General features: G+C 68.6%; 17 protein-coding genes. 2 read left to right on the top strand and 15 right to left on the bottom strand.

Annotated features, from left to right (window positions below; genetic code table 11):
• Window positions 1–36 precede the first annotated feature (36 nt).
• Both ACIQMR_RS30960 and ACIQMR_RS30965 read right to left on the bottom strand, forming a co-directional pair.
• Entirely contained in the window at window positions 37–747 is a 711-nt protein-coding gene (locus tag ACIQMR_RS30960) for a hypothetical protein (RefSeq protein WP_401394195.1), read from the bottom strand.
• 2 nt (window positions 748–749) lie between these two features.
• Entirely contained in the window at window positions 750–1,643 is an 894-nt protein-coding gene (locus ACIQMR_RS30965) for a helix-turn-helix domain-containing protein (protein ID WP_401394198.1), read from the bottom strand.
• Between the two features lie 712 nt (window positions 1,644–2,355).
• Between ACIQMR_RS30965 and ACIQMR_RS30970 the strand changes: the two genes are divergently transcribed.
• On the top strand, window positions 2,356–3,231 hold the full coding sequence (locus ACIQMR_RS30970) for a helix-turn-helix transcriptional regulator (protein ID WP_401394201.1): 876 nt from the start codon (window positions 2,356–2,358) through the stop codon (window positions 3,229–3,231).
• 65 nt (window positions 3,232–3,296) lie between these two features.
• On the opposite strand, the gene ACIQMR_RS30975 is transcribed toward ACIQMR_RS30970, so the two are convergent.
• The 4 genes from ACIQMR_RS30975 to ACIQMR_RS30990 are packed head-to-tail and all read right to left on the bottom strand — an operon-like array spanning window position 3,297 to window position 5,564.
• Window positions 3,297–3,755: an NUDIX domain-containing protein gene (locus ACIQMR_RS30975; protein WP_401394204.1), complete on the bottom strand. Its 459-nt coding sequence runs from the start codon at window positions 3,753–3,755 to the stop codon at window positions 3,297–3,299.
• Window positions 3,756–3,757: 2 nt separating this feature from the next.
• Window positions 3,758–4,876, bottom strand: a complete 1,119-nt coding sequence (locus tag ACIQMR_RS30980; RefSeq protein WP_401394207.1) for an MAB_1171c family putative transporter — start codon at window positions 4,874–4,876, stop codon at window positions 3,758–3,760.
• A gap of 24 nt (window positions 4,877–4,900) precedes the next feature.
• Window positions 4,901–5,044: a hypothetical protein gene (locus ACIQMR_RS30985; RefSeq protein WP_401394210.1), complete on the bottom strand. Its 144-nt coding sequence runs from the start codon at window positions 5,042–5,044 to the stop codon at window positions 4,901–4,903.
• The gene (locus ACIQMR_RS30990) at window positions 5,031–5,564 is read right to left on the bottom strand and encodes a hypothetical protein (protein WP_401394213.1); all 534 of its coding nucleotides are present in this window, start codon (window positions 5,562–5,564) and stop codon (window positions 5,031–5,033) included. Before ACIQMR_RS30990 ends, ACIQMR_RS30985 begins: the two co-directional genes overlap by 14 nt.
• Before the next feature lie 505 nt (window positions 5,565–6,069).
• Here ACIQMR_RS30990 and ACIQMR_RS30995 point away from each other — a divergent pair.
• Window positions 6,070–6,876 (top strand): helix-turn-helix domain-containing protein, encoded by an 807-nt coding sequence (locus ACIQMR_RS30995; protein WP_356050391.1) that lies wholly within the window; start codon window positions 6,070–6,072, stop codon window positions 6,874–6,876.
• Here the strand turns inward: ACIQMR_RS30995 and ACIQMR_RS31000 are convergent.
• The 9 genes from ACIQMR_RS31000 to ACIQMR_RS31040 all read right to left on the bottom strand — a co-directional run bounded on the left by ACIQMR_RS31000 (window position 6,860) and on the right by ACIQMR_RS31040 (window position 18,259).
• Window positions 6,860–7,384 (bottom strand): MFS transporter, encoded by a 525-nt coding sequence (locus ACIQMR_RS31000; RefSeq protein WP_401394215.1) that lies wholly within the window; start codon window positions 7,382–7,384, stop codon window positions 6,860–6,862. The two genes, ACIQMR_RS30995 and ACIQMR_RS31000, sit on opposite strands and share 17 nt — an antisense overlap.
• A complete protein-coding gene (locus ACIQMR_RS31005; protein ID WP_401394218.1) occupies window positions 7,381–8,589 on the bottom strand; it encodes a bifunctional class I SAM-dependent methyltransferase/NUDIX hydrolase in 1,209 nt (402 codons plus the stop codon). The genes ACIQMR_RS31000 and ACIQMR_RS31005 overlap by 4 nt, the downstream gene beginning before the upstream one ends.
• Before the next feature lie 26 nt (window positions 8,590–8,615).
• Window positions 8,616–9,485, bottom strand: coding sequence for an NUDIX domain-containing protein (locus ACIQMR_RS31010; RefSeq protein WP_401394222.1), 870 nt, complete (start codon window positions 9,483–9,485; stop codon window positions 8,616–8,618).
• The gene (fxlM, locus tag ACIQMR_RS31015; RefSeq protein WP_401394225.1) at window positions 9,478–12,861 is read right to left on the bottom strand and encodes a methyltransferase, FxLD system; all 3,384 of its coding nucleotides are present in this window, start codon (window positions 12,859–12,861) and stop codon (window positions 9,478–9,480) included. The genes ACIQMR_RS31010 and fxlM overlap by 8 nt, the downstream gene beginning before the upstream one ends.
• A 21-nt stretch (window positions 12,862–12,882) precedes the next feature.
• Entirely contained in the window at window positions 12,883–14,865 is a 1,983-nt protein-coding gene (locus tag ACIQMR_RS31020; RefSeq protein ID WP_401394228.1) for an ABC transporter ATP-binding protein, read from the bottom strand.
• Window positions 14,862–15,329, bottom strand: coding sequence for an NUDIX domain-containing protein (locus tag ACIQMR_RS31025; protein WP_401394231.1), 468 nt, complete (start codon window positions 15,327–15,329; stop codon window positions 14,862–14,864). The genes ACIQMR_RS31020 and ACIQMR_RS31025 overlap by 4 nt, the downstream gene beginning before the upstream one ends.
• A gap of 386 nt (window positions 15,330–15,715) precedes the next feature.
• Entirely contained in the window at window positions 15,716–16,552 is an 837-nt protein-coding gene (locus ACIQMR_RS31030; protein WP_401394234.1) for a 3-deoxy-manno-octulosonate cytidylyltransferase, read from the bottom strand.
• A 32-nt stretch (window positions 16,553–16,584) separates the two neighbouring features.
• The gene (locus ACIQMR_RS31035; RefSeq protein ID WP_401394236.1) at window positions 16,585–17,133 is read right to left on the bottom strand and encodes an NUDIX hydrolase; all 549 of its coding nucleotides are present in this window, start codon (window positions 17,131–17,133) and stop codon (window positions 16,585–16,587) included.
• 4 nt (window positions 17,134–17,137) lie between these two features.
• The gene (locus ACIQMR_RS31040) at window positions 17,138–18,259 is read right to left on the bottom strand and encodes an adenosylhomocysteinase (protein WP_401394239.1); all 1,122 of its coding nucleotides are present in this window, start codon (window positions 18,257–18,259) and stop codon (window positions 17,138–17,140) included.
• Window positions 18,260–18,263 lie beyond the last annotated feature (4 nt).

Here is an 18,263-nt window from a genome sequence, read left to right on the forward strand (position 1 = left end):
GGTGCGCCGGATGGGGTGCGCCGGCGGGATGGGCCTTCAGGCCATCGCGGGCTGCTGGACCTGTTGGGGCGCTTGCGCCTGCTGGGTGGCGGCGAGGTCGAGGCGGCCGGGGTGCGGGGTCGCGCGCGGGGCGTTGCCGCGCGCGCCGCCGTCGGGGCCGATTCGCCGACGACGGCACGGCTCGCCGATCTGGGCGTGGCACCAATCGCAGCGGACCGCAAGGGCGTCCGGCTGGCCCTGGGCGATGGCTGCCTCTCGTGCAGCCCGGGCCGGCCGGTAGGGCGCGAGGGCGGCTCGAGCTGAGGCCGGTATGCAGGAGCCGACCTCCCGCAGCCGTGCCTCCAGCCGCGGATCGATCCGGCCGCTGGTGATGGCCCGGTACTGCGCGGGCTGAGCAGCACCCGAGGCCACGGCGCGCCGAGTGCCGACCAGTTCGGCGGTCCAGGCCGCCTGGTCGTCCGGGTCCACGGACGGGGTCGGGTCGGTGTGCCGGCCCAGGCGGTCGCGCCGGTAGCTCTGCCACGGACGGGCGACGTCCGCGGGCAGGATCTGGTAGGGCGAGACGCGGATGTGCTGCCGGGCGGCGACGCGGGCGTCCCAGCCGTGCGTCGTGGCCATCGGCACGTCGCCGAGCAGCTCGTGCCACTGGGCGAGCTGGTCGCGGGCCTCGCCTTGGTCGGTGCGGATGGTGCGAGGGTCGAGTCGGCCGATGTAGGCCAGCAGGGCGGCGGTTTCGCGGCGATCCATGGCTACTTCGTTCCGGTCGGCTCGTCGAGGGCGGCGAGAAGGGCTGCGGTGTGGGCTTCAGCGCGGGTCATGCCGCCTGCGGGCGCGGAGCCTCCACTGCGTGGCAGGGCGTAGAGGTTCGGGCGGCCCGGAGCGTGCTCTCGGGCGACCCAGGACCGCCAGTCGGCAGCCCAGGCACCCGCCGAGCGGGGCTTGAAGTCGGCGCGGTGCAAACGCCACTTCGCGTCGGCGGCAGCGAGGCCCTCCTCGCCGAGGCGGTCGAGGTGGCCCTGCTGGCGGGCCCAGGCATGGGTGGCTGGGTCGACCTGCCACTCGCTGGCCGGGGTGACGGCGGTACCACTACTGCTGTACCTACGGTTCACCTTCGGTTCACTACGGTTCTGGGGTCCCGTTTCCGGTACAGCGCTGTGCCGGTTTCCGGTACGTCGGGGTGCCGGTTTCCGTCGTGAGGTGCCGGTTTCCGGACCTGCCGGTTTCCGGCCCGTCGCGGGGGATTCCGGTACCTCACGGGGGCGGATTCCGTACCGCCGCAGGGCCGAGATCCGGAGCGTCAGGCCGACCTCGGGCTCGTCCGTCGGAGCGGCTTCGTCGCCGGCCTCCTGCTCCCCCGCAGCCTTGGCTACGGCCTTTGCGGCGAGGGGCAGGCGGTAGACCGTGCTGCGCTGCGGGCCTGTGAGGTCGTCGACCTGCTCCAGCTCGCCGCTGTCGAGCAGCCGGTCGAGGGCGTCGCGCACCGTGGACCGTGAGGCGTTCGCGCGCTCCGCCAGGCTGGCCAGGGAGGCCCAGGCGATGCACTGCTCGTCGGCCACCCGGTCGGCGATCGACAGCAGGACCAGGCGCGCGGTCCCCCGGCTGGAGCTGCGCTCCCACACCCAGTCGCGGGCATCGCTGCTCATCGGCCGCTCCCGCTCACCAGGCGGGACCGGCGGCTCGACGAGGCCGTTGCGGTGTGCTCCGGCCCGGGGCGGGAAGGCGCCGAGGCGGAGGTGGCTGCCGCGCAGGCCAGGCGGTTTGGCCTTTCGCGTAGGGCAGGAGGCATGCAAGAATCCCCTTTGCAGTGTTGCCACGCTGACGCGCCCGTGGAAAGGGATCAGCGTGGTGATGGTGGGCAATCTCCGCCCTTGCCGGGGCGGGTTGTGCCGTTGAGCGTTCGGCGTCCGGGAGTTCGCATCTCTCGGGCGCCGCCGCTATATCGGGACCTATACGGTCGGGCCGGTACGCATGTCGCTCCTCAGCTTCGCGGTGCCGGGCAGGCCGCCCGGCGGACGACGAACATACGCAGGCCCCTGCGTCAAGATCCAGACTTGGTTCAAGAACGCTCCACTACTCGCAGCGTGCCCGGCGCCCGGCCGCGGACCGTGCTCACGATTGAGCCGGCCATGTCGCGCCCCGTGTCTTCAGTGAGGACAGGCAGCGGTTCAGTAGAGGCATGGCGGACTCCGGGGCTACAAGTGGCGCAGGAGCGTTCTGCTCGATGCGCGCGCAGGATGATGTCGCAGAGGTAAACTGAGAAGCTCACCCCGATCGATGAAACGAAAGTATCCTCGTTTAGTCGATCGATCAAGTGGCTACAACGCAGACCTCATCGGACCAGGAAGGATGGGTTGGATGCCGGCACGCCGGTTCGACGCCGCGCGCGTGCTGATCACCCGCCGGGATGCCCGCCTCAAACAGAGCGACGTGGCGCTCGGCATGCGAGTCAGTGCTGCTCGGGTCAGCGCCTGGGAGACGGAACGCTCGGTTCCCGACCCGGAGAAGTTGCCTCGCTTGGCCGAGCTCCTTGGGCGCGGCCTGGACGACTTGTTTCCGCGTGAGGGGCGTCCCGACCTTGCCGACCTCCGTGCCGATGCTGGCTACTCGCAGGCGGATACCAAGCATCTGACGAAGACCAGGACGGCCGGCCCGGTGGCCGCCGCAGAGAAGGGCCAGCGGCGTCTTGCCGAGGAGTATCACGCACCGTTGGCCAAGGCGTACGGCGTGGGCGTGGAAGCGCTGCTCCGTGCCCAGGAGCGCTCCTTCGGTATTGACGTGCCCGAGCCCGGCGAGCAGCCGGAAACGCCGCGAGTCGCTAGCGACGGGCTGCCCGAGACTCTCGCGGAGAAGATCACCTATCTGCTGGAGCAACTGCCGTCACCGCCGTCGGACGCGGAGGTCGCGGCCCTGGGCAACAGCCGTACGGGGGCGGAGAACCTCGACGAGGACCTGGTGCGCGATCTGCGTACCGGAGTGGTGACGAGCGCCCAGGACGAGGTGCTGCATGCGTTGGCCGAAGCGCTGGATACCACTCCGCTCATCTGGTCCGCCGACGCCGACGTGCAGCGGATCATTGCGGAAACGATGCTGCTCAGGGGTCAGGTCGCCGCACTCGCAGCACGCGGCGGCGGACAGGAAGGGCTCTCGGCAGAGTTGCTGCAGTTCATCCTCAAAGAGGTCGAGAAGGTCAAAGCGGACGTCCAGGGGAGCGGCTCCTCTGAGACCGTCTGACTGACCAGCCCTGGAACGGCGTTCCCGGCACGAAAATGCATGATCCTCGTGCCGGGAACGCGGTCTTAGAGGCGGATGGAGACCTCCATCAGGGTCTGGCTGGCATGGGCGGCGAGGGCGGCCCGCCAGACCTTGGTCAGGTGAGGGGGGATCAGGCCCGGCTCCATGTCATCGGGGTGGCAGAACCGGTACTCGCTCAGCTCAGTCTCCTGCAGCTCGATCGCGGCCCGCTCCTTCTCGCCGAGGATCCCTCCGTCGTAGACGTAGAGCACCTGGGCGCCTCGGCCGGGGACGGTGAGCCAGGCGTGTACAAGCAGGCGGCCGATAGGGGGCGTGATGCCGAGTTCCTCGCGCACCTCTCGTACGGCGGCCGCGTACGGCGTCTCGTCGTGGTCAATGTCGACCGCCCCGCCGGGCAGGTTCCAGTGGTCCTTGTATGTCGGATTGACGATGAGGACGGCGCCCTCTGTGTCGAAGAACAGGGCAGCGGCGGAGGCGCTCAGGTGGGAGGAGGTGGCACTCATGGTTACATCCTGGAGGTGTGGGGGACGGGTTGCTCGGTGACGGTGCTGCCGATGAGCGGGACGGCGGCAGGGCGCGCCGAGCGGTAGACGTCGGCGACACGCACCAGCCAGGCGACCTCCGAGGCGAAGTCGCCGCCGGCGGTTTCGAACCTGACAGGCGCTCCGGCGGGGTGGCGGACGGCGCCCAGCGCCGACTTGAGCCAGTACGCTTCGGCCACGGCCGCCGCGTCTGTGCCCCGGTGCCCTTCGGCGTCGGCGAGCTCGCGGGCCCGTGAGAGTAGGTCGGCCGGCACCCGGCGCCGCAATTCGTGGGTGACATCCCGGATCTCGGTGACGTAGCGGCCGAGCCGGATCTGCGGGGTGGCATCGTGCGACAGGACGTCGCGGGCCAGGTTCACCACGGCAGCGGCCCTATGACCATCCAGCAGCAGGCTGGGCTGGTATAGGGCGATGCCGTCCACTGCGAGTACGAGGTCACGCCACAGCGGGTGCAGGCGGACCACGGTCCGCATGCACTGGATTCGCCCGATGAGCGCCCGGGCAGCAGGGGTGACGGCCCCGACCAACCACAAGAGGAAGCCGGCGTACAGCACGGCATCGGTGATCTGCTCCTGCTGAACCACGGCTGCGGTCGACGGGAGCGCCACCGCGGTGGGGATGAGGAACGCGGTACGCAGGACGGCGTACAAGATGATCACGACCATGCCGGCGGCCATCATTGCCAGCCCGGCTCGCAGCGGCCACCGGCGGGCATGGCGTGCGGCCCTGCCCCACTGGTAACCGCACACAGCTGCTGCCGCCGCGGTGTACAGGTAGAGCAGACCCATGTAGAGGACCAGGCCGGGTTCGCCGATGTGCCGGCCGACGAAGTACGGGCTGTCTGCCCCGGTCTTCGTCCGGTCTAGGGCGAGGAAGAACACGCCGGCCAAGCACAGAACGGTCGCCAGGGAAGCCCGGGCGGCGACGCGATGCGCCAGCGACGTGATCTTGATGTGGCGGGCGGTGGCGTCCTCGTCGGCGTAGACGTCCGTGACGTAGGTCAGCAGTCCGCAGATCCCGACGATCGCCAGGATGTGCTTCAGGAGGGTGGGCAGGTCGTTGATGCCGAGCGGATCGATCACCGCGCGGCCGAGGTCGGTGCGCAGTCACCATGCAGTGGCGAAGGCGGCGAAGGCACCCCACAAGGAGCGCTCGCGACGCCGGCCGCGTATAGCTGCGGGGATACGCATGATGACCTGCAGCAGGAGCAGGACGACGATGAGAGTGATGGTCGCGTCAGGTGCGGACACGGGTCTTCCGGTCGTTGCGGGGACGGGGAACTAGGAGAGGACGGGACAGGTCTTCATCGAGGTGCCGGAGCGTCGTGTCCTCGATGTAGTCGATGGCGTACGCCTCGTTGTGGAGGAGGTCGGCCAGCATCTCGGCGCGCATCTCGGTGTGGGAGTCGTACCGATGCCGGGCCATGATCCGGCCGCGCCGGGTCAAGCGGTGCAGGACGTTGGGTGGAAAGTCCGGCAGGAGTCGGGCCAGTTCCTCGTAGCTGACTTCGGTCTCGTCGTCGCACCACATGTGGGCCAGCTCGTGGAGGATGATCCGCATGCGGTGGAAGGCGGTGGTGCCCTCCACATACAAGATCATGTCGACGGGTGCGTCATCGAGGTGCAGCCATAGGCCGCACACGTCGGTGTTGGCCAGCAGGTAGTCGGGGATCGCCACTAGTTTGATCTTTCGGCCGCGCGCCGCCTCGATGCCTGTGATCAGCCCGTCCAGCGTGAACGGTCGCGGGATCGGCATCTGCTCCAGCAGCACCCGACACTCCTCGCGCACGGCACGACGCCGCTCCGCGGCCTTGGGAGGGTTCCGCCGGCCACGGTCGCTCAAAGGTCGGCGCCAGCCACCGCGCAGGCTTGCCCACAACATGGCGCTGCCTGATCTGCTCAAGCCGGGTCGGCCATCGGGGCGGGTGTAGCCAATTCCGCTGCTGCCCTGGTGATCGGATTGGAGCGCGTCATGAAGATCCTTTTTACGGTTCGACGGTCTTACTGCCTGGGGAATTGAGTGCCTCGGCGGCCTCAGCGAGATTAGGCGACAGCCCGCGCGTCACAGCAACACATAGCCTGCGCTTATCCTTTTGATGAGAACTCCCAGTTCACCCTGCCCTGCAAGAACCTTCACGCTTCAAGTAGTGGACGAGGTGTTCGGGGTCAACTCCCCTAAAGGCGCGCCGAGATACCGGTGGCCGCCTGAGTGGGGTGACCGTGAATGCGACGGCAGTGTGACCTGAGCCCCACCCTCCCGTCGTTATGTGAACGTTATGAATAAGAGTGAGACGCAGTTGATTGTCACCCGCATTCTGAGGCAAGCCCGCGCGCGGCGTAACACTTCGGGCATACCGGGTTTTGTGGCGTCGTTCGGTGACCGGTCTTCTGTCGGAATCACCCAAGCCCAGACGGCGCAGCTGGCCGGCGTCAGCCGTCGTTGGTACAACGCCCTGGAATCCGGCCGGCCGGAGAACTACAGCGACAATTTTCTGCAGGCTGTCCGGCGGATCCTCGACCTGAGTACTGAGGAGTGGGACATCGTGTACCGCATCACCCGCGGTCGAGTCCCCAACTCGGCACCCGTCAGCTCCCTCAGTGGCCTGCTGCCGGATGCGATCCGCGATGTCGTCGAGCAGAGCCCCACATGGGCGCTCTACGTCAACGACTTCCGCTGGGACGTGCTCGCCTACAACGCCAAGACCCGCGAATACTTCCCCTGGATTCGGCATGGCCTCAATGTGATGGAGTGGGCCCTCACCTGGCCCGAAGCCCGTGCCCAGCTCATCGACTGGCAGGATGAATGGGCGCTGCCGATGGTCGCCCAACTCCGTCTGCACGCGGAACAATGGCCCCACGATGCGCGACTCCAGGCAGTTGTCGGCACCGTCATGGCTGACCCAATCGCGGGCAAGCTGTGGAACGCGCCCAACCTGCCAGCCATTACGCACCCGGCATCGCACCAGCCGCGGCGACTCTACTTGCCTCGGCAGGGCGGCAAGGAGTTCGCCATACGGCTTCTACCGTTCACCCCCATGGAGTTGCCCTCCTGTCGTCTGATGGCCATCACGCCCGTGAAATAAGAGTCGGGTCTCTGATGGCGAAGCTGCGCGGTCTCGGTGTGTAATGGTTCGCGATGTGTGCGCGGGTCAGCGAGCCCGCGCGGGGTATCGGGGTTTCTGGGCACATGCGTGCGGTCCAACCACTCGATGCCGCTGGGCCTCGTCCTCCGCATGGCCGCCGAGCGCTCCTGGCTCTCCACAACTGCAGGAGCGTGAGTCGTCCGATGGCTGCTGCGAGCGGGATGGTGGCCATCGCGACGGCGCAGCCGAGGTTCGTGGCGATCATCAACGGCCGTTTCCGGAGCCGGTCGGCCCAGGCGCCGGCGGGGAGCGAGAACAGCAGCGGCGGGGTCTTCTGCGCGGCGGCGAGGACCGCGGCTCGCCAGGCGCTCGCGTGCAGGGTGACGACCGCGACCAGGGGGATGGCGACAGAGCTGAGCGAGGAGCCCAGGACGTCGATGGCCTGCCCGGTCCAATAGAGGCGGAAGTCGCGGTGCCGCCACAGGGTCGTACGCGGGGGCGAGTTCATCCACCTGCGCTTTCTGGAGCGGATGACGGTGCCGTTCGGCTGTCGTAGGGAGTGAAGTGGGCCGGGGGGTGGTCGATGGGCAGGTCGGGGCGCCAGGCGGTGAGGATATGTGCGCTGCACTCGAAGAGACCGTCGGGCAACTCGTCGAGCGGCCACCAGGCCCAGTCGCCGACGCTCTCGTCTGGCTGGGTGGTGGGTTCGCCCTGCCAGATGGTGACGAGGGCGCCTACGGTGACGCGTACGACGTCGCCGACGTGATCGACGAGGGTGCCCAGGAGGGTGACGTCTTCGGGGCGCGCGGACAGGCCGGTCTCCTCGGCCAGCTCGCGCACGACCGTCTTCTCCAGGGGTTCGCCGATCTCAAGAGATCCGCCGGGGAGTTCGAGAGTGCCGCGGCGGTGGCGGCCCAGGAGTAGACCGCGGTCGCCGAGGACGATGGCGCCCACGCCGATCGCGGCGTGCGGGACGGGCGGGCGTCGGCTGCGGGGGCGGCTGGTGATCCGCGCAGGTAGGACGGTCCTGCGCCGGGCCTGGATGAGCTGGCAGGTGACGGGGTTGTCCGGGGCGGGTGCGTGGAGCTGGGTGATGGCCTCCACCGTGAATCTGTAGTCCGTCAGGAGGTCTTCCCACACCTGGGCGGTGAGCACCCAGGTCTGCAGCGGCAGCGGGTCCATGCCCTTGAGCGCGACCGTCTCCGCGCGTGGAGCCACGGTGTCGGAGGGGCCATGGCCGTGCCAGTTGGTGTGCAGAACGGAGAAGACGAGCGGGGCTCCGGGGAGTAGTCCGTCGCGCAGCGCGGGCAGTGAGATGTGGGGGTCGATTCCGGCGAGTGTGCAGATGCCGTACGCCGCGTCGTACGGCTGAGCCTGCTGAAGGTGCTCGATCACGTCCGCGTGCAGGAACCGGACGCCGGGTACGTCGCCGAAGTGCCCAGTGGCGCGTCGGTGTTGGGTCGGCGAGAGTTCGACCGCGTCGACGAGTGCGCCGTGGGCTTGTGCGAGGTGGACGGCGTAGTGGCCTGCGCCGGAGCCGATGTCCAGGACCCGCTTTCCGGCCAGGGGGCCGAGGACGTCGTCGCCGGGGCCGACACCGTCCCAGAAGCCCCATCGCAGCTGTTCAGGTGCGGGCGGCATGTAGGACCGGTCGAGCTGAAACTGACCATAGGCAGTCCAGGTCTCGGGGTTGGGGGACGCCTCGACGGACATGAGAACTCCAAAGGGGAGGGCCGGGGTTAGGTGTGATCGGTGACGAGGTACTGCGGGCCGCGGCCGGTGCGGGCCCGTTCGATGGCCTCCAGGCGGGCGAACGCTCCCTCGGCCAGCAGAGGTCGCCACTCGTCGAGGCCGTGGATCGCCCACATGTCGTGCTCTGCCGGGTCGACGCGAATCTGCCGCAGCTGTTCAGGGCTGAGGCTGCCGCCGTCGAAGATGAAGCCGATCTTGCCCATGGGCCAGCGGGGCCCGGGGTGCAGGTAGTGCGTGAGCAGCAGGCGGGGTTGGCCCTGGCCGAGCTCGAGTCCGGTTTCCTCGGCCGTTTCGCGGCGCGCGGTCTGCAGGGGATCCTCGCCGGCGTCACTGTTCCCGCCTGGAAACTGCCAGGGTCGACCGCCGTACACCGAACGCAGCATGACGGGCCGATCGCGGTCGTCGCGTACGTAGAAGCAGCTGTACACAGTGTGGTGCGGAACGGTCTGTACGTATGCCTCGGGCGACACGGGCATCGGCTGCCCCGCGAGTGCCGGCCGGTGGTCGAACTCGATCGCGAGCGGTCCAAGGGCCTCCTTCTCTGGTGGGTAGATGCGGCGCAGGTTGGCGAGCTGCTCGGCCTCTGTGGCGTCAGGGTCGATGCGGGAGGTGTCCTCCGCGGCGAGCAGCTCGGCGAACGAGGCGTGCGGCGTGATCCGCGCGACCCTTACGTCGAGTTCGCGGCCGGAGTCCTCGCCGTGGAATACGGGCACGTCGCCGACCGCGACGTCCGTCATCCGGGGTGTGCGCACCCGGACTTCGATGGTCTTGCGGCCGGATTCCACCTGGGCGTAGTAGCGCTCGTACAGGCCCAGCCCGTGCTGTGGCTCGACCTGGTCGGGTGCCGGTTCAGTCATGGGCGCTCACCTTCTCTGGCTGCGCGGCCGGGGCATCGGCGGTGTCGGAGCGCCACGTCCACACGAGCCGGTTGTGGGTCTTGTCCAGCACGTGGCCTGCGGGTAGTTCGGTGTCAGGGGTTCCGGCGGGATGAACCTCCAACTGGGGGTAGCCGTGGGCTCGTTCGTGGACGTCCCAGCGACGCACGGCGAAGGTGAGCTGTTCGGCCAGAGCAGGCCCGGATGGCCCGAAGCCGTGAGCCAGAAACTCCGAGCAGCGCTGTTCGGCCGTGGGGCCGTCCTGGACCAGGACGTGGGTCAGGTAGGCGAGGGAGCCGACCGCTGTGATCGCGGCGGCGTCCGAGCCTTTCGGCAGCGCGGTGATGCCACTGCTCTGATCACGGTTGCGGGCGAGGCGGCAGAAGCCGGGCAGCGTGGTGGCGAGGAAGAGCTGCAGGGTCTCGAACGACTCGTTGCCTGCCACGGTCACGCCGGTGGCCACTTCGTGGCGAGGGCCAGCGAGGGCATCGTCCAGACCGGTGGTCTCGGCGGGGACGCCGTCGGGGAAACGGAGCTGCAGTTCGCCGTCGGCGAGGTCGACGGCGGGGACGGCGCGGGCCGCGGGCCCGCGGTCGCGGATGAACCCACAGAACGTGAAGTCCGTAGCACGCAGCACCGGGCCGTGCTTTTGAAAGGCGATGGCGCGGGTGTAGTCATGGACTTCCAGTGGGAGGACGAGATAGCGGCCGTCGGCGAGCTGGTCACGCCAAGCGGGAGCGATATCCCAGCAGTTGTAAGTAATCACCGCAGCATCGAAACCCCCGCGGGGCATGTGCTCGACGGCGCCGTCGCTGGCAGAGCCGAGCACCGCTGTGACGCGACCGCTGCCGGCCTCGGCGGTCAGCCGCCGCGTGCGGCGCACGACATACGGTGCGAGGTCGACGGTGATCACGCGGCCGGTCGGCCCGACGACGTGTGCGATCAGTTCGGCGTTGTAGCCGCCCGAGCCTCCCTCGAATACCGTCATCCCCTCGGCCAGATGCAGGTGCTCGGCCATGTCGGCCTGGAGCCAGGCCGCAGACACGGAACTGGTCGCCTGAGCAAGGTCGTTGTGCTCGGTGGCCACGGCCAGGTTGCTGTGGTACGCGGTCCGCAGAGGGCTCTCGGGGGTGAAGCGGTGCCGCGGGACCGAGCGGAGCGCTTGCTGGATCGGCGGGGAGGGGGCCCAGCCGCCGGCAATGACCCGGTCAGCCATCTGCTCGCGTCGCTCGATCGCCTCTGGCGGCTCGCCGGGCACCGGCGGGCAGCTGTTGTCGACCGGATAGGCGTGCGCGGACGGCACGTACGGAAGGACTCCCGGCCAGACCAGGTCCAGCGCCCGCGCTGAGGTGCCTGGCAGCCGGTCCAGACGGTGCAGGGTGTGCAGCGGTCGCCAGTCCACGTGCCCGAACCGGTTCGGCTTCAGCGACTGGGCCTGCCCGGTGTGAGACGTGACGCGGACCACCACGCTCGTACGCAAGAGGCCGTCCGGGGCATCGAAGTGCAGTCCGAGGACGTGCGCGTCGGCGGGATCGGCCATCACGCCGGTCTGCTCGGCCAGGGCGCGCACCGCAGTCTGCTCGAATCCTTCCCCGGGCTCGGCCATGGCGCTGGGCAGCTCCCACTCCTGTTGTTGCGAGCGCCCCAGCAGAACGCGCCCCAGGGCGTCGGTGCCCACGACGTGCACCGCGGTCACCGAACTCGACGTCGGGAGAGTGGGGTTCGTGATCTGCACGGCGGGCTTCTTCAGCCCGCGCAGGACCAGGACGGCCATCCCGTTCGCGTCGAAGCGCTGTGCCTGCTCCCACATGCTCATCAGGTGCGCGACCTCGTCCTCGTCGAGGGCGATGCCCCGGCGCTCGGCGGGGGTGGTCGCGGTGAGCGGTGTGATGACGACGAGGGCACCGTGCTTGCGTAGCCGCCGGCCCAGCGTGCGGGTCAGGCGCGTGCGGTCGCGCAGGAACGCGAACACCATCCGCAGGACGATCAGGTCGTAGCCGTCTGCGTGCAGTTTCGAGAGGTTGGCGCGCTCGATGTCCAGGTGCAGCCAGCGAACGGCTCCGTGCGAGGGGTCTTCCGGGTGCGCGTCGGTGCTGGGGAAGGCGGCGTCGGCCCAGTCCACGGCGTCGACGGCGTAGCCCATGGAGGCCAGGTGCAGGGCCAGTTCGCCGGTCCCGCACCCCACGTCGAGTGCTCGGCCTCCATCGGAAGCGGGCACGTGCTGGGCGAGCAAAGTGCGCTCCTCCTTGTCGAGAGGCCGGTAGCGGCGCCCCTCGGCATAACCGCTGTTCCATTCATCCTGCGAGGTGAACAACGAGTGGCACATCCTTACTTTGAGGGGTGGCTGGAGAGGCGTCGGCCAGAGCCAGCAGGTCGGAACGGCGGGGCCGTTGAGGGATGGGTCAGCTCCACCCCATCGCCGTGTACGGCTCGTCGCGGGCGATAGCTCGCAGCGCGACGCGGGTGTACTCCACGAGGGACTCGGGCAGGGCGTCGAGCGGCCACCACCGCCACTGGGTGCACCGCTCGGGTTCGAGCACGCGCGGTCGCCGCTCCAACGGGAGGCGGTGAAGAACAGCTGGATACGCGACGTGGAGCTGCCGGGATCGAGGAGATCCAGGGTGTGGGCCAGGCGGAGATCTTCAGCGGCGATGGTGAGCCCGGCCTCCTCGGCCGTTTCGCGGACCATGCAGGCCAGGGCAGACTCGCCGGCCTCTCGGTGTCCGGCCGGCAGATGCCAGGCGCCGGGAGCGAAGGCGCTGTCCGGGTGGCGTTGGCCGAGCAGCACCGCGCCGTCGCGTACAAGGACGAGATGCGCTCCGACGATGCTGCGATCTCGGTGCTCGTCCGGCTCCGTCACCTTCACGATCGCGGGCCTGCCCGAGCCGTCGAGGAGGGGCTGTGGAAGGCGTCGATGTTCGTCGAGGGTCGCCATGGTGGCGGGGTCCATCGTCATCTCGGCCGTCTCGTCGATGCGCGTCCACCGCAACTGGATGCCTTCGCGTAGTTCGATCTCGTGGACGGCCCGGTTGAGCGTGCCGAGGTAGACATGCACACGGTTGGTCAGGACACCGTTGGCATCGACGGTGTCCCGGGTCCGGAACGGGACGAGGTCCTCTACGACAAGACCGATCTCCTCCTGTAGTTCACGCCTGATGCAGTCGTCGTTGCTCTCTCCAGCGTCGAGGCGGCCTCCGAGCAGACACCAGTGGCCGGCGCGCCAGATTGGCTTGTTAGCCGCGCGCAGGTGCAGCAGGTACTCACCGCTGTCGTTGACGAGCAGCGCGGCGGTGCCACTTCCACGGAGTAGTTCCGCGTGGCCGGGGCTGTGCACGGTGTCGGTGGACTGAAAGGACACGATGCTCCTTCGGAGGGCTGGTCAGGCGGACTCGGAGGCGGCCGTGGGCCGGGCGGGGCGGGGCAGGACGGGGGCGTACTGGGCGGCCTGGGCGCGGAACATGGATGCGTATTGCTTGTTCGCTTCGATCAGCTCGTCATGGGTGCCGTGCTCGGCGACGTGCCCGTTGTTCAGGACGTAGATCTGATCGGCCCACCGCACGCCGGACATGCGGTGTGTCACCAGCACCACGGCCCGGTGGGGCGCGGCCAGCTCTCGGATGCGATCGAAGGTACGGATCTCGGCCTCGGGGTCCAGGGCGGAGGTGGGCTCATCGACGATGAGGAGGCTGTCCGCGGTGGAGGTCTCGGCGCGCCAATGCGACCGCGCCAGGCCGACCTTCTGCCACTCTCCGCCGGACAGTTCGGTCGCACCTCGGAACATGCGGGCCAGCAGCGTATTGAGCCCCTCCGGGAGTTTGTCGAGCAGCGACACTGCACCCGCGAAGCGCACCGATGAATTCAACTCCTCATCGGTGGAGGGGCGGTGGGGACGGCCGATCCGAATGTTCATCGAGGCGGTCATCGGCCACCGCTGGAAGTCCTGTGTCAGTTGCCCAACCCGCTCGAAGAGCTTGAAGCGGTTGAGCTGGGTGACTGGGGATCCGCCCCAGGAGACCGAGCCGGTGGTCGGGACCAGGAGGCCGCTAATGATCTTCACTAGCGTGGACTTGCCCGCGCCGTTGTCGCCGACCACGGCAGTCACGCTGCCCATGGGAAGGGTCAACGACACCTTGTCCAGGGCCGGTTCATCCCGGTCGGGATAGCGGTAGCCGACCTGCTCCAGAACGATCGCGTCGACCCGCTCCGGCAGGTCATCCCCGCCGTCCGGAATGGTGCGCCGGGCTGCCTCGACGAGGAAGCGCTCGTGATCCTGCACATACAACGACTCCTCGTGCAGGTCGTTGACGTTCATCACGAGGGCGCCGAGGCTGGCCGAGCCGGAGCGGATGGCGAACACCGCAGTGCCGGCGACGGCCAGGCTCATCTGCCCGCCCGTGACCAGCCAGAACATCACCGCATAGGTCGCCGCCGTCGCGATGCCAGACATCGCCTGCGCCAGCAGCTCGGTCGCAGCCTTCCCGTTGGCCAGCCGCTGCTGTTCTTCCTCCGCGTTCTCGGCCATGTCCCGGTAGCGCGCCAGCAGATAAGGGCCCACACCGTGCAGACGCACTTCCTGGGCGGCGCTGCGCTCGGTCAGAAGGTTGCCGATGAGACGACTGGCCCGCAGGTGCTCGACCCAGTTCAGCACCGACACGTAGCGCCGCTGCGCCACCCTCATGGCGCCCCAGCCGCGTGGGGCCACGATCAGCAGCAGCATCGGGATGAGAGCCCAGTGCAGCACGAGCAGGATGCCGGCCGTGGAGATGAGCCCGATCATGCTGTTCAGGCCGGCGACGCAGGTGGAGATCATGCGGCGCGCGTACGTGGGGCCGTAGTAGGCCACGTCGAGCAGCCGGCGAAAGGCCGGGTCCTCGATCGCCTCCAGCTCGACGGCCTGCGCCGCGTCCAGGTACTCCGTCGTGGCGATCCGCTCGACGAGTGGCTCCAGACGGCCGGCGCGCGACGTTGACCAACTGGCCAGACCTGAATTGACCACGGCCGCGCCTGCCCCGACGAGCATCGCCGGCAGCGCCGCGTCGAGGCGGTCCGCCGGGCTGCCCGCGCCGAGCAGTGCATGCATCACTGCGTTGAGGACGAGGAGGTTCACCGCGGCGACGATGCCCTGGCCGATCTCGCAGGCGCCGACGCTCAGCAGAGCGCCCCGGTCGGCCCGCCAGGCTCGCCGCAGTGTGCCCCACACCTGCCGGGGCATGGAACGAAGTGCGCTCCATAGCGTCAACTCGAGCCGAGCGTGCTCGTGTTCGGTCCACCCCATGTCATAGCGAAGCGGTCCTCCGAACAGCTCCTGTTCGGAACGGGAGACCTTGGGCTCCTCCACTCGGGGACGGCGCAGAAGCCTCATGCGGCGTCACCCGCAGTGGTGGGGTCGGCTTTGATAACGGCGTACAGGGTCCCTTCGACGAAGTGGCGGAGCACGCCCTGGGTGTAGGGGTGACAGTCCTGGGGCGGGTCGCCGGGTTCGGCCCACAGGAGCTCCGAGTGCTTGTCGGGCTCGCTATTCGTCGGGGTTCCTTCCCAGTAGCGCGTTACCCAGGCCGTCCCGAGCCGCCGAGAACCGTCTGCCGCGACGAACTGGAATAGCCCGCAGAACTCGGCGTCGTGGGGGTTGATCCGGATCCCCAGCTCCTCCTCGGCCTCCCGGATCGCCCCTTCCAGAGGGGACTCGCCCTCCTCCAAGTGACCTCCCACCACTGTGAGTTGTCCGGGCGCGTACTGATCTTGTGCACGCCGTAGAAGCGGCATCCGTCCGTCCTGGCGGTACGGGAGCATGAGCACGTCGACGATGCTGGTGTAGCGGTCCCTCACGCGAACGCCTCCTCGGATGCTGCTCCGAGGCGCTCCGTAGCGCCGACGGGCGCACAGGGATGAGGGGGACAGGCTCCAGGCGGAGGTCCGAGGCGCACGGGCACATGGAATTCGAGCGTGGTGTGCGCGCCAATGGCGATCATCTGGCGGGGCATACGGCCTCCTCGGTGTGCGTGCTCTCGGACAGGTGCTCGGAATAACGGCCCGCTGGGCCAGTCGTTCGGGGCACAGAAGGGGTATTTCTTGGAACGCATGTGCTGTTCTGAGGGTTTGGGCAGGTGCCCCCGCGTTCTCCGGGAGGGGGGCCTCAAGTTCGTCACGCGTGTGGGGGGCGACGCGGCTTCGCCGCCGTGTCGGAGGTTGCGGCGACTAGAGGTGATGGGCCGTCAGGCGGGTCGCGAGGGCGCTGCGGCCGTGGCGAGCCGAGGTGACGTAGGTGACCGAAATCGTGGGTGTGCTGCGGTGCGGCGGGCGAGCATCGCGGCGGCACGTGCAAGATCCTCCGGGGTGTCGACCGCGATGCCGCTGTCGGACACGGGCAGCATCTGCACTCGGTGGCCGTGCTCGATGAACCGCAGCATCTCGACGCCCTCGGCCTGTTCGAGAGGGCCCTGCGGGAGCTGCCGGAAGCGTTCGAGAGCCTCGCGTGTGAAGCCGTAAAGGCCGAGCTGTCGCAGGAAGGAAGGCCGGCTGCTGCGGGGGTAGGGGATGGGCTGCCGCGAGAACATCAGCGCCTGGCTTTCGGTTCCGACGACAACCTTGACGACGTTGTGGTCGAGTACGGCCGCGGTTTCGCTCAGCTCGGCGTACGCGTTAACGGCCAGGGCCTTGCCGTCCAGGTTGGCGAGCGCGTCGGATAAAGCATCGATGGCTGACGGCTCAATGAAGGGCTCGTCGCCCTGGACGTTGATGTACGCGTCCGCGCGGAGACGCTCGGCGCACTCTGCGACGCGGTCGGTGCCGGTGGCCTGCTCGCCGGTCCGTACGCAGTCGATGCCCAGCTCGTGGCACGCTGCCTCGATGCGCTCGTCGTCCGTCGCCACTACGGCGCTGTCCAGAGACGTGGCTTCCAGACAGCGCTGGTGAACGTGCCAGAGCAGCGGCTTGTCGCCCAGACGGGCCAGGGGTTTGCCGGGGAAACGCGAAGCCCCCCACCGGCAGGGGATGACGGCTATGTGCCGGCGTCCAGGTGTTTTCGGTGGTGAGGCTGTGGTGGCGGCCACGGGATCTCCTAGCGGTCGGCTGGGTGTCGGAGTCAGAGAAGGGCGAGTTTGGCGCGGACCGTGGGTGCGGCGGCCTCGGTGAAGGGACGCCACTCGTAGCCGCCCACTTCCGCGGCCTGCAATGTCACTTCGTGCTCCGAACCGAGGCGGAAGATCCAGCGGAAGTCGATGTGCTGGTGATCGGGCTCGCCCTTCGAGGGGTTTGCGTCGATCGCGTGCACGTCGATATCGAAAGGGATGTCTGCGAATCCGGGAAGAGCGACAACGGCGCTTGGCGGGATGCCTGCTTCTTCGTGGAGTTCACGCAGTGCCGCAGTGGGGAGGTCGGGGTCCTCTGCCTCGTTGTGGCCCCCGGGCGCGAGAACCTTTCCGGAAGCCTTGTGGTGGATATGGAGGATCCTCTGGTCGCGGTCGAGGAGGATGGCGCTGCAGGTCACGTGGGCCGGGAACGTCTTGCGGCTCGTGGGGTCGTCGCCGCCGGCGAGTGCGGTGAAAAGCGGTGCCAGCCCGTCGCGTTCGTGCGGGTAACGGGAGAGGTACGTCTCGGTGACGGCGCGGATGTGCTGTGCGGAAGGGGGCACGGAATCACCTTTCGAAGTGGTCGAGCCAGGTCCTGGCGATGGCGTGACGGTCGGATGCCGCCATCTCGTGCATGCCGGGCTCGAACTGGTCGCGGCTAAGAGCTGCTGTGGCGGCGAGTATTTCGGCCTGGACGAGATGGATGTACGAGCCGACAGCGGCGCCGTGCACGAAGTTGACCGCGCCGCCGTCGGCGAGCACGAAGAAGTAGTGGCCGGTGATTTCGTACCGAGTCAACTCCGGGCTGGTAGACGTGCGTTGGTAGAGACTGTGGAGGCTTCCAAGCTCAAGTTCGTCCTCTGAGGAGGTGACCGACCCGAGATACGCACCGTTGCGCAGGGCAGCGAAGTCGCTCTGCTGCAGGGCGAGGTTGCCGGTCGCACACAAGACGAGTTCCGCCTCGCGGACCGCGTCCGCGGCGGACGCGCAGGTACGGAAGCCCAGCGAGTGCGCCTGCACCTGCCTGACTGGGTCCTTGTCGTACACCGTGACGCGCAGGTCCAGCGCCCGCAGCGTCTGAGCGATAGCGCGCCCGACTTTCCCGAAGCCGATGACGCAGGCGTTGCGGCCGGTCAGAATATCTCCGCGCCCGCGCACAAGAGCCTCGGTGGAGAAGACGATCGAGCGACCCACGAGGTGGTCCTCGCAGTCCTTGAGCGGGGAGCGGGCCACGGAGACGACTGGGCACGGCAGGGAGTCGAGCGCCGCGTATCGCTGGTGTCCGTTCTCGGTGTCCTCGACGACGCCGAGGATGCGGCCGGAGAACTTGCTCACGAGGGTGTCGAGGCTCGCCGCGAAGTAGCCGCCGATGTCCACCAGGACGACGTCCCGGCCGCTGGCCGTGTCCTCCAGGTAGTCCAGAGCCTGGGTCTCGTCGGTGAACCGTTCTCGGGTGAGGTCGTGGACTGGGAGGGTGCGGCGGACGTCGTCGAGGGTCGGCTGGTGGATCGACCGGGGCTTGGGGAGTACGGCGCCGACCGTGGACACCTCGGTCATGGCGCGCAGGAACGCCGGCCGCTCGGGGAGCAGATGCGTGATGACCAGCGTCGTGATCGCCTCGCCTGCGGGGAATTGCGCGGTGATCTGCCGGAAGAAGGCGTCCAGCCGGGCTCGCTCGGGACTTTCCATTGCG

It is taken from the genome of Streptomyces sp. NPDC091376 (assembly GCF_044757085.1).
GTDB lineage: Bacteria > Actinomycetota > Actinomycetes > Streptomycetales > Streptomycetaceae > Streptomyces > Streptomyces pratisoli.